Source organism: Pseudomonas sp. GQ91 (assembly GCF_059758795.1).
Genome location: NZ_JCAXED010000009.1, coordinates 165729 through 179999, shown reverse-complemented (window position 1 = coordinate 179999; position 14271 = coordinate 165729). Strand labels below are relative to the sequence as shown.

Below are 14271 nucleotides of genomic sequence, written 5' to 3'. Positions count from 1 at the left end.
GCTTTCTTTCGTAGCGGTGACGCCGGAATTACTTCTTGGCGCGACCTTTGTACGAACCACCTTCGCGGGTGTCGATCTCGATCAGGTCGCCGATTTCGATGAAGTCGGCCACTTGCAGTTCGGTACCGTTAGCCAGCTTGGCAGGCTTCATCACTTTGCCCGAAGTGTCGCCGCGAGCGGAACCTTCGGTGTAGTCGACCTTACGCACGATGGTGGTCGGCAGCTCTACGGAAACCAGGCGCTCTTCGAAGAAAATGGCTTCGCAGACGTCTTCCATGCCTTCTTCGATGAACGGCAGAACGGCTTCGATGTCTTCAGCGTTCAGCTCGTACATGGTGTAGTCGGTGGTGTCCATGAACGTGTAGGTGTCGCCGCTGATGAAGGACAGGGTCGCTTCCTTGCGGTCGAGGATCACGTCGTCCAGTTTGTCATCGGCGCTGTAGACGATCTCGGTCTTGTAACCGGTCAGCAGGTTCTTCAGCTTGGTCTTCATGATTGCGCTGTTACGACCAGACTTGGTGAACTCAGCTTTCTGAACCAGCCAAGGGTCGTTTTCGAGACGGATCACTGTACCGGGTTTCAGTTCTTTACCAGTTTTCATTGCGTATATCCGAAATTTGGATGGGATTTACAAAAATCAAGGTCGCGTATCATATCCAACTTTCATAAAACTGTACCAGCGCCGTCGCAAGATCGGCCTGCAAGCCTCGTTCCAGACACCATTTTTCGGCGTGGTGTGTCACTTCGGGCCAGTGTTCAAGCAGCCTTGTCCAGCTTGCGGCCATGTCGCCATCGGCATTCCAGGCCTGACAAAGGGCAATCAGCGCGGCTTTCGCGGCCGGGGACAAGCCTTGGGTGTAGAGGGTAAGGAAAGCATCGAGCTTGTCCAGGTGAATGTCTTCGTCCTGACGGTAGATGTGCCATAACAGCGGACGCCCGGCCCATTGCGCACGCACGAAAGAGTCTTCGCCGCGTACCGCGTTGAAATCACAGCACCATAACAAGCGGTCGTATTGCTCCTGGCGCATGAAGGGCAGCACCTGCACGGTCAAGGCGCCTCGTCGATGCACGTCACCCACCGCCAGCGTCTCGACTTGCAGCCAACGCTGCAGGTCACCGAGGATGCGTCCTTCCGGCACCAACAGATGCGTGGCTGGCTTCTGCGCAGCCAGCACTTCCAGCCAACTCGCCAGCCCGGCATTTTCGTAGGCAAACAGCGACATTAACCGCGTGCCCGCCATAGGAAACACACCCAGTGATTGCAGGAATTGTTGTTGCGCACCAGGGTCACGCTGGAACGCCTGACGTCGATCGACCAACCCCGTCTCGCGTAACAAGCCCCCCGTGCCCGGGCCAAATCCCGGAAAGAAGAAATACTTCTGCACGCCCTTGAACTTCACCGACGGCAGGCCGTGACAGCCCACCACCCACTCCTCGGCGCTCAAATAGTCCAGGTTCATCCACAACGGCACGCGTTCACGCTGCGCCATGCCTTCCATATAGTCATGGGGCAACTGACAGGCAAATGCAGCAATCACCACATCCGCAGGCTCTGTGGTCGTCCAGTCCCGCGGCCAGTGACGCACGTCCACGCCCTCCTGCCATTGCTGCGTCAACTGCACATCCACCTCGGGACACATGCGCTCGAAGGCGCGCAAGTCATCGACCCACAACCGCACCGCGCAGGCGTGTTCCGCCGCCAACTGTCGGGCAAGGCGCCACGTCACGCCGATGTCGCCAAAGTTATCCACGACGCTGCAAAAAATATCCCAGCGGGCTTTCATTCCGGGCTCCAACACTCAAAGGCTCGATTGTCCGCATAAATGTGGCAATGCAGAAGGGTTGATAAGGATTATTCTGCAAAGAGGCTGTGCGACAATCCGCAACTTGCCGAAGCTGCCCGCCAGGAGGCCATCATGTCTGAACGCCCGTTATCGATGCTCAAGCTCAGTATCGGCATTGCCCTGGGCCTGTGGCTGGGTTTTATCGCCATCGCGCTGACCGGCTGGCTGGCTACTCGCTATTTACCCGGGCATCCCCTGGCGCCACTTGCCGAGGCCATTCAACAGCCAGGCAAGGCGCCGCCCGCGGTTGCCGAACCGCCGGATCGGATGTTTGAGCAGTACCAGGAAAACCTGCGCAAGCAGGAACAACAACAGACACTGGACCAGGCCCGCAATAACTCGCGCAACCTGTCCAACCCCAAATGCCAGTTCTGGCTCCAGCAGGACCAGAACGCCCCTAGCGAAAAAAGCCGGGCCAATGTCCTGCAATTTTGTGATTGATCAGAAAGCTTTCCATGAATAAACACGCCGTGCACCACCTGATCCTGGAAAAACTCGTCGCCGATCTCGATGTCGCCCAGCGCGCCGCGCAAACCGCCTACGAAACCGCGACCCATGAAGAAAATATCGCCGAGAACAAGTACGACACTTTGGGCCTGGAGGCCTCTTATCTCGCCGCTGGGCAAGCCAAGCGAGTCGAAGAGATCAAGCAGGCGCTGACGCTTTGCCAGAACCTGAGCCTGCGTGCCTATGATGAGCAGCGCGGGATTGAAATGGGTTCGCTGTTGGGGCTCGAGGATGAGCAGGGTCGCCAGCAGTGGCTGTTTCTGGCGCCGGATGCAGCAGGTTTGAAAGTGGACGTGGTCGGGCAACCGGTGACCGTCATCACCCCACGCTCACCGCTGGGCAACAGCCTGCTGGGCAAGTTCGAAGGGGATGACGTGGAGATTGTGGTGGCAGGCGCTCGGCAACAGTTCGCTGTTACCGAGGTCAAGTGAGCCGATCAGTGAACCGGTAGCTCGACGCCGTCGAACAGCTCTTCCAGCTCCTGCTTGTTGTGGCACTGGATGGCCTTGGCCATGACTTCGCGGGTCAGGTGCGGCGCAAATTTCTCGATAAAGTCGCACATGAAGCCACGCAGGAAGGTGCCACGACGGAAACCGATCTTGGTCACGCTGGACTCAAACAGCTCGCTGGCATCCAACACCACCAGATCGCTGTCGAGTTTGCTGTCGACCGCCATCTTGGCCACGATACCGACGCCCAGGCCCAGGCGTACATAGGTTTTGATCACATCGGCGTCCGCCGCGGTGAACACCACTTTCGGCGTCAGCCCACGGTGACTGAAGGCTTCGTCCAGCTTGGAGCGGCCGGTGAAGCCGAACACGTAGGTCACAATCGGGTATTCCGCCAGGGCTTCGAGGGTCAGCTTCGGCAATTTGGCCAGTGGATGGCCCTGGGGAACCACCACGCAGCGGTTCCAGCGGTAGCACGGCATCATCACCAGGTCACCGAACAGCTCCAGGGCTTCGGTGGCGATGGCGAAGTCGACAGTCCCGTCCGCGGCCATCTCGGCGATCTGCATCGGCGAGCCCTGGTGCATGTGCAGGGCCACGTCCGGATATTGCTTGATAAACGCACTGATGATCGGCGGCAGCGCATAACGGGCCTGGGTATGCGTGGTGGCAATCGACAAGGTGCCCTTTTTCTCGTTGGAGAATTCCTGGGCGATCTGCTTGATGCTTTCAACCTTGCGCAAAATCTCCCCGGCCGTGGTGATGATGCGCTCACCGGCGGGCGTGACGCGGGTCAGGTGCTTGCCACTGCGCGCGAACACTTCGACGCCCAGCTCGTCTTCGAGCAGGCGGATCTGCTTGCTGATACCCGGTTGCGAGGTGTAAAGGCTTTGCGCCGTGGCGGAAACGTTGAGGTCGTGGTGCGCCACTTCCCAGATGTAGCGCAATTGTTGAAGCTTCATATGTGTCCCTCAAGCAGATAGACGCCAGGGTATCAGCGACGATATATAACTATATTAAAGGTAATGAAGACAAATCTAGAACTTTTTTATCGCTTTGTCCCTCACACGTCATCACTGCGCCGACACTGCAACAACGGCACCAGATACACCGGCACCTTGGACAACTGCAACACCCGGGCAGCGGTGCGCCCCAAGGGGATGGCCACACCCGGCCCCTGACTGTGACTACCTACGATCAATAAATCCACAGAGAGTTTCTCTGCCTGGGCAAGAATCGCCTGGGCAGGATCGCCCTGGATCACCCGCACCGACCGAATCAACAGCAAGTCCTGCTCGCCATCCGCCAGCTCCTCACGAAAACTGTCCAGTACTCGCTGCTCGATGCTCGCCATCACCCTCTTCAACCCTTGGGCCTGCCAATCATTGAGGGCCTCATCGTCAAGATAGCTTTGCAGGACGGATTCGGCGAACAGGCCGATGGGCTCGACCACATGAATCACATACAGATCAGCCTTGAACGTTCGCGCCATCGCCAGTGCGTGCTGCATCACATAGGGCGCATACACGCCGAGGTCCGTGGCGTACAACATCGAACGAATCATAGAACCTCCTGGGGTGCCAGGATGGCGGGGATTGCTTCAGCTTAGCAGCGCCCTGGAGATTTCGATGGACTCAAGGGGCCTGGACTTTCAGTTCGTTGCTGATGCCGTGAGGAACGTGTCCAGTAGCTACTACCTCTCTGGCTCTCTCGCAATGACCGGCCTGGTCGTCAAAAAACACATCGGCGGCGAATGCCTCGAGAAACGCCGATTTATCCAGCCCACCCAGGAACAGTGACTCATCCAGCCGAATATCCCACTCACGCAAGGTGCGAATCACGCGCTCATGGGACGGCGCCGAACGGGCCGTTACCAGCGCCGTGCGGATCGGGCATAACTCATCGGGAAACTCTCGCTGCAACAGATTGAGAGCGGCCAGGAAGCCTTTGAACGGTCCGCCACGCAAGGGCTCGCGGGCGGACTGCCGCTCGCTGGCCTGAAACGCTTCCAGACCGCCGGACTGATAAATACGCTCCGACTCGTCGGAAAAGAGCACCGCGTCGCCATCGAAGGCAATCCGCAACTCGGCACTCGAAGCCCGGCGGGCGCCGCCGGACAAGATAGTCGCCGCAGCGAACCCGGCATCCAGAGCACTGCGTACATCTTCTGCGTGGGTGGAAAGAAACAGGTGACAGCCAAATGCCGACAAATACGGATAAGGACTGCGCCCACCGACGAACGCGGCGCGGGAGATATCCAGGTCGTAATGCTGAATCGAGTTGAACACACGCAAGCCGGTGTCCGCGCTGTTACGCGACACCAGCACCACTTCGACCCGCGCGCGTCCCAGGCTGGCGTTGAGACTCAGGAGTTTCTTGACCAGGGGGAAGGCATCGCCCGGCTCGAGGATTTCCTCCTCATGATCAATCTGATACTTGCGATACGTCTCGACACCTTCGGCCAGGTAGACCTTATGGCTCTCGCTCAGGTCGAACAGCGCCCGCGAGGAAATCGCCAGCACCAGTTTGTCGCTCATTCCTTTCGCCATGCTCGCTCCTCAGCGGTTGCGTCGATCGATAAAGCTCAACGCCTGATACAACGCCTGCATGCGGGGTAGTTCGCACCCCGCCGCCCTGACGGCAGCCAACGGGCGGGCGTAGATCGCTGCCAGCTCCAATGGGCGCTTGTGCACGTGATCGTGATACATGCTTGGCCAGTAATCGGTCAATTGCTCGGTCATGCTGAACATCTGCTCGGCATAGCTGGCGGCAATTTCATGCCCGCATGCCTGGGCTCCCTGCACCACTTCAGCCATCAACGCCTGAATCATTTCACGACTCGACTCATCAGCCATCAATGCCGTGGTGCCCGCCCCCAGCAACACCGAAAGCCCGTTGTACGGCACATTCCAGACCAATTTGTGCCAGCGGGCCTGATGCAGGTTGGGCATGGCCTGGGAATCAATCCCGGCCTGCTGGAAAAGCCCGGCGCCTGCCTCGACAATGGCCTGGCGGCGCACCTCGTCGTTGGCGGCACTGCCACTGTGATAGCCAAGATTGACTCGGCCCAATGCCTGATGTTCGACAATGCCGGGACCGGAGCGATGCACGCAGATGTAACACAGCCCGCCGAGCAAATGCAGTGACTCGGGCAGGTGCTCCCGCAAACGGTCTTCGACATCCAGCCCGTTTTGCAGCAACACCACTTTGGCATCCGGCGCCGCCACTTGCGCAAGGGTCGGTGCGAGTTCGACGTTATCAGTGGTTTTAGTCCCCACCAGCAACCAGTCGCAAGGCGGCATGTCCGCTGCGCAGGCATACGCCTGGACCGGGTTCAGGCTGATTGCGCCATGCACCGCGCTATTGAGCTGCAAGCCGCGCTGACTGACCGCCTGGTATTCGCTGCGCAATAAAAAATGCACGTCGAACCCGGCCCGCGCCAGCATCAAGCCATAAAATCCACCGATGGCACCGGTGCCGATAATGCCGATCCGGGGCGTGTGGGGTGCTGTATCCGTCATCGCATCTCCTCTGGTTCTCGTTCAAGCGCCGCCCGCACACTATCAGGCCGGGCGACAACGCGCGCAATTGCCCATTGTCGCGCAGGCGTGTTACGCGCTAAGGTTCGGCACCCCCGCTGCATTTAAATCATGCTGTGCTCCGCCGCACGGGGATCGCTGGCGGCCGGCACCCGTGACCCTGACGAGTAACACGATGGCTGATTTACCAATCAACGACCTGAACGTCGAATCCAATGAGACACTGATCACGCCCGATCAGCTCAAGCGTGAAATCCCTTTGAGCGACGCTGCCCTGCAGACCGTCACCAAGGGCCGCGAAGTCATTCGTGAGATCCTCGACGGCACTGACCATCGCCTGTTCGTGGTGATCGGACCTTGCTCGATCCACGACCTCAAGGCTGCCCACGAGTACGCCGAGCGTCTCAAGGTGCTGGCTGCGGAAGTGTCCGACACCTTGTACCTGGTGATGCGTGTCTACTTTGAGAAACCCCGGACCACCGTCGGCTGGAAAGGCTTGATCAACGACCCGTACCTGGACGACTCGTTCAAGATCCAGGACGGCTTGCACATCGGCCGCCAGTTGCTGCTGGACCTGGCTGAAATGGGCCTGCCGACGGCGACCGAGGCCCTCGATCCGATTTCCCCGCAGTACCTGCAGGATTTGATCAGTTGGTCGGCCATCGGCGCACGTACCACCGAATCGCAAACCCACCGGGAAATGGCCTCGGGCCTGTCCTCGGCGGTCGGCTTCAAGAACGGCACCGATGGCGGCCTGACCGTGGCCATCAACGCCCTGCAGTCGGTCTCCAGCCCGCACCGTTTCCTGGGGATCAACCAGGAAGGTGGGGTTTCCATCGTCACCACCAAAGGCAACGCCTACGGGCACGTTGTACTGCGCGGCGGCAACGGCAAGCCCAACTATGATTCGGTCAGTGTGGCCCTGTGCGAGCAAGCGCTGGCCAAGGCGAAGATCAAGCCGAACATCATGGTCGATTGCAGCCACGCCAACTCCAACAAGGATCCGGCATTGCAGCCACTGGTGATGGAGAACGTCGCCAATCAGATCCTGGAAGGCAACCAGTCGATCATCGGGCTGATGGTCGAAAGCCATCTGAACTGGGGTTGCCAGGCGATTCCAAAGGATCTGGCCGACCTGCAATACGGCGTGTCGATCACCGATGCATGCATCGACTGGTCCGCTACCGAGACCACTCTGCGCAGCATGCGCGCCAAGCTCAAGGACGTACTGCCCAAGCGCAAGCGCACCTGATTGCAGACTGCGCACACAAAAACGCCGGGCTTAGCCCGGCGTTTTTCATGATCGCTGAATCAGTTCACAACTTCGCCGCGTGGCGCTGATGGCGCTCCATGTAACGTTCGACGTAGGAACACGACGGGATCACTGTGTAACCCATTCCCTCGGCGTATTGCAGCGCCTGTTCGGTCAGCGCAGCGGCAATGCCGCGCCCACGCAGGGCATTGGGCACAAATGTGCGATAAATATCCAGGGTCTGTTTGCCCAAGTCCATATAGGTCAGATAAGCACGATGACCGTCCACGGTGGTCTCGAACTGATGACCAGCCTGGTCATGGTGGATGGACAACGCCTCGCTCATCACTACTCCTCGCGGGTCTTGGTTTATGACCCCTACCTTACCGATGTTTTTCCGGCGAAGGAACATCTACGCCACGCGTGCCGGGTTTCGACAACGAGAAAGCCTTATAGCGCTCACAACCAGCCTGTCGGAATAGTAGACGCCAAACCCGCCACGGCTCAAGACGCACTCATCATCCCTCATGACTGGCTGACATAGAAAGGGCCGATCGAGCATCCTGAAGTCGATGGCCTGAACATTGCCGGCAGTTGAACCTTGAGACGAACAGACGTTCTTAAAGTCACCGCAACAGGCATAAAAGATACCGGCAGGCGAAAAGACGATCTGAACACTAGTAGTCGGGCCGATATATAAATGGACAGCACCTTACAACCTCAAACACTGGCCAGGGGGCGCTTTCAGCGCGGGATCGAGTCTTCTGGAACAGCTCAAACGCTGGACATTTTTTATACAAAACCGCTAAAGATTGACCCAAATAGATTCGCCGAAAGATTTTTTTTTGCTTCTTGCGTTACGTCAGTTTACTTACTACAAGTAATGGGTAGTATGTACGCCGGCTATTAGCTCACTCTGAGAAAGTAGCCATTAAATAGAAAGTCCTTGAAGGGGAACACGATGAACAACGTTCTGAAATTCTCTGCTCTGGCTCTGGCCGCAGTTCTGGCTACCGGTTGCAGCAGCGTATCCAAAGAAACCGAAGCTCGTCTGACTGCAACTGAAGACGCAGCAGCTCGCTCCCAGGCCCGTGCAGACGAAGCCTACCGTAAAGCTGATGAAGCTCTGGCTGCTGCTCAAAAAGCACAACAGACTGCTGACGAAGCTAACGAGCGCGCTCTGCGCATGCTTGAAAAAGCAAGCCGCAAGTAATAATCCCTCGGGGTTGTTATCAAGCCGATCCATTCTTGGATCGGCTTTTTATTGCCCGCAATTCGGGCGCGGGCGGAGGAAAAGCCCGGCAGGACGCCTGTAGGAGCAAGCTTGCTCGCGAAGGTCGTTAACCATGACGCGGGAAATCCGGCATCCCGCTAAACCCCGCCGGCCGAACGCAGACAGTGCGCAGTGGCTATCCCTTTACTACTGCAGATCCACCGGCGCGCTGGTCACCATCGTCGCCTCGCCTGGAACTCCGATCTCCGTCGGCAAACCATCTTCGGCCGCGACCACGTTCCGCACTTCATCCCAGTTGACGCGCAGGTTGTTCGACAAGTCTTCGCGCTTGAGCAAGGCGTTGATCACCGCCGTGTGCTTGTCCACCACCGACGGCGTGCCATCGTCGTTCAAGGGCGTGTGCGCTTCCAGGTAGACCTTGCCACCGCTCATGCCGAACTTGTACGCCTCACTGATAATCCGCACCGGCGTGCCCACCGGCACCCTATCCGCCAGCTCGAGCACATTTTCGTTGAACATGCGGAAGCAACCATGACTGGTACGCGTGCCAATCCCGAACTTCTTGTTGGAACCGTGGATCAGGTAACCCGGCGTGCCCAGGGTGAACTTGAACGGGCCCAGCGGGTTGTCGGGGCCGGCGGGCACCACATTGGGCAGCGGATCACCTTCGGCGGCGTGCTCGGCCTTGATTGAAGCGGGCGGCGTCCAGGTCGGGTTCGGCGTCTTGGCGATGATGCTGGTATGGGCAATCGGCGAGCCCCAGCCTTCACGACCGATCCCAAGGGGGAACGTATAAACCACATCCTGACCCTTGGGGTAGTAATACAAGCGGTACTCCGCCAGGTTGATCACGATGCCCTCTCGCGGCCCCGGCGGCAGGATGAAACGGGTCGGCAGCACAATGTCCGCCCCCGTTCCCGGCAACCAGGCATCGACGCCCGGGTTGGCCGCGACCATCTCCGCATAGCCAAGATCGTAGGTCACCCCCAGATCGGCAAACGTATCTTCGTACTTGGCCTTGATCACCTGGACCTGGCCGACAATGTCTTCACCCGGTGGTGGCAAGGGCAACTGCAAGGCCATGGCGGGACCGGCTGCACACAGTGCAGCGAGAGACAGGCAGCGGGTGACGGCAGGGAAGCGCGACAACATCCGGAAAATCCTTCGCAGATCGACGGGTAGTAAAATTCGATTGTACACGCGATGCAAGCTGCAAGCCCTAAGCTTGTCGCTTGTGGCTTACCGCTTGCAACTGCCCCTATAACTCAAAGCGCAACTCGGGCCAGATAGGCGGTGTACCGCGTTTTTGCGACTCGAGAATCGCCCGGCACAGTGGGCACAGGCGCTGATCCTGGAAGATCGAGCGATCCACCGAAGACCAACGCGGTTGAGCCGGCAGCAACGTGCCACAGAGCGTGCGATCAATAGAACCGCCCAGCTCCAGTTGACGTGTCACCAGGTGCACCCGTACTTCCTGGCAGGCGAACAGATCCAGCTGCTCGTCAGGCTCGATCAGTTGGTAGGCAAACAGGGACCAGGCAGGACGCGACGACATCGGGGGCTCCAAATCGGGGGCGCCACCTTAGCCGAAAGACCGCGGCTAGAAAAGCGTCATAGCAGCGGTTTTAGCGTCGGCCAGACATTTTCCAGCAACTTGCTCTGCGCACCGACTGCCGGGTGAATGCCATCGGCCTGCATCAGCTGCGAATTGCCCCCCACCCCTTCAAGGAAAAACGGCACCAGCGGGACGTTCTTTTCCTTGGCCAAGGTGGCATAGACCTCGGCAAAGGCCTGGGTGTAGCGCGGGCCATAATTGGGCGGCAACTGCATGCCCAACAACAGCACTTTGGCGCCAACGGCCTGGGAGCGCTCGATCATCGACGCAAGATTTTGTTGCAATTGCCCGGGAGGCTGGCCGCGAAGGCCGTCATTGCCACCCAATTCGATGATCACCAGTTCGGGCTTATGCTCTGCAAGTGCCGCAGGCAGCCGGGCCAGGCCTCCAGCACTGGTGTCGCCACTGATGGAGGCATTGACCACTTTATCGTCAAACCCCTCGCGCTTGAGCCGTTGTTCCAGCAGCGCTACCCACCCTTTGCGGGTATCCAGGCCGAAACCGGCACTGATACTATCGCCAACGATCAGGACTGTACCCGCCGCTGCGCCCTGGGCCACGCACATCAAGGCCAGGCCAGCACTCAAAAACCACATTCGCATCGGATTCTCCATGGGCGCAAGCATTCTCACCGCGCGGGACCTCAGCAAAGTGGTCCCCAGCGCGGAAGGTGAACTGACTATCCTGCACCAACTGAGCCTGGAACTGAACAAGGGCGATAGCCTGGCTATCGTTGGCGCCTCCGGCTCCGGCAAATCCACCCTCCTCGGCCTGTTGGCCGGCCTTGACCTGCCCAGCAGCGGTGAAGTGACTCTCGCCGGTCAAGCCCTGAGCACCCTTGACGAAGACCAGCGCGCGCGAATCAGAGCCGAACACGTGGGCTTTGTGTTCCAGTCGTTCCAGTTGCTGGACAGCCTCAACGCGCTGGAAAACGTCATGCTGCCGCTGGAACTGGATGGCCGCAAGGACGCCCGTGAACGAGCCCGGCACCTGCTGGAGCGCGTCGGCCTGGGCCAGCGCCTGAGCCACTCGCCGCGCCAGCTCTCCGGCGGCGAGCAGCAACGGGTGGCGATTGCCCGGGCCTTCGCCGCGGAACCCGACGTGCTCTTCGCCGATGAGCCCACCGGCAATCTCGACAGCCATACCGGCGAACGCATCAGCGATCTGCTCTTCGAACTCAACAAAGAAAACGGCACAACCCTGGTGCTGGTGACCCATGACGAGCGCCTGGCCCATCGTTGCCGCCGCCTGATCCGTCTTGAAGCCGGCCTGATGGTCGCGCCACTGGAGCCTTGATGGCACGTTTGCCGCTGTTGCGCCTGTTCAGCCTTGCACTACGTCAATTGCTGCGTGATGCCCGCGCCGGTGAATTGCGTGTGTTGTTCTTTGCTCTGTTGGTGGCCGTGGCGGCCAGCACCGCCATCGGTTATTTCGGGGCACGCCTCAACGGCGCAATGGCGCTGCGCGCCACCGAATTCCTCGGTGCCGACCTGGTACTGGAAGGCAGCTCCCCAGCCCGCGCCGAACAGATCAGAAGCGGCATCGAACTGGGCCTGGAGCATGCCCGCGTGGTGGAGTTCTCCAGCGTCATCGCCACCGACAACGGTATCCAGCTGTCGAGCATCAAGGCGGTCAACGAGCAGTATCCGTTGCGCGGCGAACTGAAAAGCGCCGCCGAACCCTTTGCCGAGGAAACCTCGGGAGGCGGCCCGAAACCAGGAGAAGCCTGGGTCGAGGCACGACTGTTGACAGCGCTGGATCTGAAAATCGGCGACAGCATCGACGTCGGCATGAAACCCCTGCGCATGACTCGCGTACTCACGTACGAACCGGATCGTGCCGGCAACCTCTACAGCTTGACGCCACGGGTAATGATCAATCTGGCCGACCTTGAGGCCACGGGCGTGGTTCAACCCGGCAGCCGAGTCAGTTACCGCGAGCTGTGGCGCGGGCCGCCAGCCAGCACCGCCCTGCAAACCTATCGCGACCTGATCGAGCCGGGCATCGCCGCCAACCAGCGCCTGCAAGACGCGCGGGACGGCAACCAGCAAATCGGCGGCGCCCTGGGCAAGGCCGAGCGCTACCTGAATATGGCCAGCCTGGTGGCGGTGTTGCTGTCCGGCGTGGCCGTGGCCCTCTCGGCGAATCGTTTTGCCAGCCGGCGTTTCGATGCCAGCGCCCTGTTGCGCTGCCTCGGGTTGTCGCGGCGCGAAACCATGCTGCTGTTCAGCGTGCAACTGAGCGTCCTGGGCTTGCTCGCCAGCCTTGTCGGCGCTGCGCTGGGGTGGCTGGCGCAACTGGGACTGTTTTATCTGCTACACGACCTGTTGCCGGCAGATGTTCCGCCGGGCGGCTTAATCCCCGCCGTCGCCGGGATCGGCACCGGGCTGGTGGCTCTCGCCGGTTTCGCCCTGCCGCCCCTGGCCGCGCTGGGCCGAGTGCCACCGTTGCGGGTATTGCGTCGCGACCTGCTGCCAATCCCGTCCAGTACGTGGGCGGTCTACGGCGCGGCCTTGCTTGCCCTGGGGCTGATCATGTGGCGCTTGAGCCTGGACCTGGTGCTGACCTTCGCCCTGCTCGGAGGCGGCGTCATTGCCGCGCTGGTCCTGGGCGGCCTGCTCCTTTTGCTACTGCAGAGCCTGCGCCGCCTGCTCGCCCGAGCTTCCCTGCCCTGGCGCCTGGGGCTGGGGCAATTGTTGCGCCACCCGCTGGCAGCAGCGGGCCAGTCGCTGGCGTTCGGCCTGATTCTTCTGTCCATGGGCTTGATTGCCTTGTTGCGCGGGGAATTGCTGGACACCTGGCAAAATCAGTTGCCCAAGGACGCCCCCAACTATTTCGCCCTGAACATCCTGCCGGCGGACAAGGACGCCTTTGGTGCCCGACTGCTCGAGCTGCAGGCGCAAGCGGCGCCGTTGTACCCGGTGGTGCCGGGACGCCTGATCAGTATCAACGGCGAACCGGTCCAGGAAATCGTCAGCAAGGATTCCAGCGGTGATCGTGCGACACAACGGGACTTGAGCCTGACCTGGGCAGCCGACCTGCCGCCGGGCAACAGCCTGACATCGGGAGACTGGTGGGCAGATCGACCGAACGATGGAATTCCCGGTGTCTCGGTGGAAGCCAAGGTCGCCGACAGCCTGAAACTCAAGCTCAATGACCACATGGTGTTCACCGTTGGCGGGGAAACCCGCGAGGCGCGGGTCACCAGCCTGAGGGAGATCAACTGGGACAACTTCCAACCCAACTTTTTCATGATCTTCCAACCGGGCACCTTGAAAGACCTCCCGACCACGTACCTGACCAGCTTCTATCTGGCGGCCGGGCATGACCAGCAGATCGTCGACCTGTCCAGAGCCTTTCCTGCGGTGACCATCCTGCAGGTGGAAGCGTTGTTGGCCCAACTGCGCAGCATTCTGGCCCAGGTGACGCTGGCGGTGGAATACGTGTTGCTGTTCGTGCTGGCGGCGGGCATGGCGGTGTTGTTCTCGGGGCTGCAGGCGACGCTGGATGAACGCATCCGCCAAGGCGCGCTACTGCGTGCGCTTGGGGCGGAACGCAGGTTGCTGGTCAAGGCACGGCGGATCGAGTTCGGATTGCTCGGCGCGGTCAGTGGCCTGCTGGCGGCGCTGGGAACCGAGCTGGTGACCCTGGTGCTTTACCGCTATGCCTTCGACCTGGCCTGGCACCCTCATCCCTGGTTGCTGTTGCTGCCTGTCATCGGCGCGGTACTGATCGGTGGCGCCGGGGTATTCGGTACGCGTCGCGCATTGAATGCCAGCCCGTTGACCGTGTTGCGCGAAAGTTGAAATGAATGGGCCCGCCTGCTCACGC

16 protein-coding genes are annotated in these 14271 nt (G+C 60.1%); 6 read left to right on the top strand and 10 right to left on the bottom strand.

Annotated elements, in window-relative coordinates:
* Positions 1-28: 28 nt before the first annotated feature.
* Positions 29-601 carry an elongation factor P gene (locus tag AC6CIA_RS15570; RefSeq protein ID WP_339531906.1) on the bottom strand — a complete coding sequence of 191 codons (573 nt, stop codon included), beginning with the start codon at positions 599-601 and terminating at the stop codon, positions 29-31.
* 49 nt (positions 602-650) lie between these two features.
* On the bottom strand, positions 651-1784 hold the full coding sequence (earP, locus tag AC6CIA_RS15565; protein WP_498313229.1) for an elongation factor P maturation arginine rhamnosyltransferase EarP: 1134 nt from the start codon (positions 1782-1784) through the stop codon (positions 651-653).
* A gap of 132 nt (positions 1785-1916) precedes the next feature.
* Here earP and AC6CIA_RS15560 point away from each other — a divergent pair, with 132 nt between their 5' ends.
* Together AC6CIA_RS15560 and AC6CIA_RS15555 are read left to right on the top strand one after the other, a co-directional pair.
* The gene (locus AC6CIA_RS15560) at positions 1917-2285 is read left to right on the top strand and encodes a hypothetical protein (RefSeq protein WP_498313227.1); all 369 of its coding nucleotides are present in this window, start codon (positions 1917-1919) and stop codon (positions 2283-2285) included.
* Positions 2286-2299: 14 nt separating this feature from the next.
* On the top strand, positions 2300-2782 hold the full coding sequence (locus AC6CIA_RS15555; protein ID WP_339531910.1) for a GreA/GreB family elongation factor: 483 nt from the start codon (positions 2300-2302) through the stop codon (positions 2780-2782).
* A gap of 5 nt (positions 2783-2787) precedes the next feature.
* On the opposite strand, the gene cysB is transcribed toward AC6CIA_RS15555, so the two are convergent.
* From cysB to AC6CIA_RS15535, 4 genes are all read right to left on the bottom strand, one after another.
* Positions 2788-3762 (bottom strand): HTH-type transcriptional regulator CysB, encoded by a 975-nt coding sequence (gene cysB, locus AC6CIA_RS15550; protein WP_339531911.1) that lies wholly within the window; start codon positions 3760-3762, stop codon positions 2788-2790.
* A gap of 101 nt (positions 3763-3863) precedes the next feature.
* Positions 3864-4364 carry a universal stress protein gene (locus tag AC6CIA_RS15545; protein ID WP_498313225.1) on the bottom strand — a complete coding sequence of 167 codons (501 nt, stop codon included), beginning with the start codon at positions 4362-4364 and terminating at the stop codon, positions 3864-3866.
* A gap of 70 nt (positions 4365-4434) precedes the next feature.
* Positions 4435-5349, bottom strand: a complete 915-nt coding sequence (locus AC6CIA_RS15540; protein ID WP_498313223.1) for a 5'-nucleotidase — start codon at positions 5347-5349, stop codon at positions 4435-4437.
* A gap of 9 nt (positions 5350-5358) precedes the next feature.
* The gene (locus AC6CIA_RS15535) at positions 5359-6321 is read right to left on the bottom strand and encodes a putative 2-dehydropantoate 2-reductase (RefSeq protein WP_498313221.1); all 963 of its coding nucleotides are present in this window, start codon (positions 6319-6321) and stop codon (positions 5359-5361) included.
* Positions 6322-6514: 193 nt separating this feature from the next.
* Between AC6CIA_RS15535 and AC6CIA_RS15530 the strand changes: the two genes are divergently transcribed.
* On the top strand, positions 6515-7591 hold the full coding sequence (locus AC6CIA_RS15530; RefSeq protein WP_498313219.1) for a 3-deoxy-7-phosphoheptulonate synthase: 1077 nt from the start codon (positions 6515-6517) through the stop codon (positions 7589-7591).
* Between the two features lie 64 nt (positions 7592-7655).
* Here the strand turns inward: AC6CIA_RS15530 and AC6CIA_RS15525 are convergent, their stop codons facing one another.
* A complete protein-coding gene (locus AC6CIA_RS15525) occupies positions 7656-7937 on the bottom strand; it encodes a GNAT family N-acetyltransferase (protein WP_339531916.1) in 282 nt (93 codons plus the stop codon).
* A gap of 615 nt (positions 7938-8552) precedes the next feature.
* Here AC6CIA_RS15525 and oprI point away from each other — a divergent pair.
* Positions 8553-8804 carry an outer membrane lipoprotei OprI gene (gene oprI / locus AC6CIA_RS15520; RefSeq protein WP_003172710.1) on the top strand — a complete coding sequence of 84 codons (252 nt, stop codon included), beginning with the start codon at positions 8553-8555 and terminating at the stop codon, positions 8802-8804.
* 207 nt (positions 8805-9011) lie between these two features.
* Here the strand turns inward: oprI and AC6CIA_RS15515 are convergent, their stop codons facing one another.
* The 3 genes from AC6CIA_RS15515 to AC6CIA_RS15505 form a co-directional block, all read right to left on the bottom strand.
* A complete protein-coding gene (locus tag AC6CIA_RS15515; protein ID WP_498313217.1) occupies positions 9012-9977 on the bottom strand; it encodes a L,D-transpeptidase family protein in 966 nt (321 codons plus the stop codon).
* A gap of 106 nt (positions 9978-10083) precedes the next feature.
* Positions 10084-10380: a hypothetical protein gene (locus tag AC6CIA_RS15510; protein WP_084378177.1), complete on the bottom strand. Its 297-nt coding sequence runs from the start codon at positions 10378-10380 to the stop codon at positions 10084-10086.
* A gap of 56 nt (positions 10381-10436) precedes the next feature.
* Complete coding sequence (locus tag AC6CIA_RS15505) at positions 10437-11042, bottom strand: arylesterase (RefSeq protein ID WP_498313215.1); 606 nt, start codon at positions 11040-11042, stop codon at positions 10437-10439.
* 10 nt (positions 11043-11052) lie between these two features.
* Between AC6CIA_RS15505 and AC6CIA_RS15500 the strand changes: the two genes are divergently transcribed.
* Together AC6CIA_RS15500 and AC6CIA_RS15495 are read left to right on the top strand one after the other, a co-directional pair.
* Positions 11053-11736 (top strand): ABC transporter ATP-binding protein, encoded by a 684-nt coding sequence (locus AC6CIA_RS15500; RefSeq protein ID WP_084378175.1) that lies wholly within the window; start codon positions 11053-11055, stop codon positions 11734-11736.
* Positions 11736-14246, top strand: a complete 2511-nt coding sequence (locus AC6CIA_RS15495) for an ABC transporter permease (RefSeq protein ID WP_498313213.1) — start codon at positions 11736-11738, stop codon at positions 14244-14246. Before AC6CIA_RS15500 ends, AC6CIA_RS15495 begins: the two co-directional genes overlap by 1 nt.
* Positions 14247-14271: the final 25 nt, after the last annotated feature.

Excerpts from the sequence above, each read along its gene's own strand:
- AC6CIA_RS15570 (WP_339531906.1), bottom strand. The coding sequence starts at position 601 with ATGAAAACTGGTAAAGAACTGAAACCCGGTACAGTGATCCGTCTCGAA.
- earP (WP_498313229.1), bottom strand. The coding sequence starts at position 1,784 with ATGAAAGCCCGCTGGGATATTTTTTGCAGCGTCGTGGATAACTTTGGC.
- AC6CIA_RS15560 (WP_498313227.1), top strand. The coding sequence starts at position 1,917 with ATGTCTGAACGCCCGTTATCGATGCTCAAGCTCAGTATCGGCATTGCC.
- AC6CIA_RS15555 (WP_339531910.1), top strand. The coding sequence starts at position 2,300 with ATGAATAAACACGCCGTGCACCACCTGATCCTGGAAAAACTCGTCGCC.
- cysB (WP_339531911.1), bottom strand. The coding sequence starts at position 3,762 with ATGAAGCTTCAACAATTGCGCTACATCTGGGAAGTGGCGCACCACGAC.
- AC6CIA_RS15545 (WP_498313225.1), bottom strand. The coding sequence starts at position 4,364 with ATGATTCGTTCGATGTTGTACGCCACGGACCTCGGCGTGTATGCGCCC.
- AC6CIA_RS15540 (WP_498313223.1), bottom strand. The coding sequence starts at position 5,349 with ATGGCGAAAGGAATGAGCGACAAACTGGTGCTGGCGATTTCCTCGCGG.
- AC6CIA_RS15535 (WP_498313221.1), bottom strand. The coding sequence starts at position 6,321 with ATGACGGATACAGCACCCCACACGCCCCGGATCGGCATTATCGGCACC.
- AC6CIA_RS15530 (WP_498313219.1), top strand. The coding sequence starts at position 6,515 with ATGGCTGATTTACCAATCAACGACCTGAACGTCGAATCCAATGAGACA.
- AC6CIA_RS15525 (WP_339531916.1), bottom strand. The coding sequence starts at position 7,937 with ATGAGCGAGGCGTTGTCCATCCACCATGACCAGGCTGGTCATCAGTTC.
- oprI (WP_003172710.1), top strand. The coding sequence starts at position 8,553 with ATGAACAACGTTCTGAAATTCTCTGCTCTGGCTCTGGCCGCAGTTCTG.
- AC6CIA_RS15515 (WP_498313217.1), bottom strand. The coding sequence starts at position 9,977 with ATGTTGTCGCGCTTCCCTGCCGTCACCCGCTGCCTGTCTCTCGCTGCA.
- AC6CIA_RS15510 (WP_084378177.1), bottom strand. The coding sequence starts at position 10,380 with ATGTCGTCGCGTCCTGCCTGGTCCCTGTTTGCCTACCAACTGATCGAG.
- AC6CIA_RS15505 (WP_498313215.1), bottom strand. The coding sequence starts at position 11,042 with ATGCGAATGTGGTTTTTGAGTGCTGGCCTGGCCTTGATGTGCGTGGCC.
- AC6CIA_RS15500 (WP_084378175.1), top strand. The coding sequence starts at position 11,053 with ATGGGCGCAAGCATTCTCACCGCGCGGGACCTCAGCAAAGTGGTCCCC.
- AC6CIA_RS15495 (WP_498313213.1), top strand. The coding sequence starts at position 11,736 with ATGGCACGTTTGCCGCTGTTGCGCCTGTTCAGCCTTGCACTACGTCAA.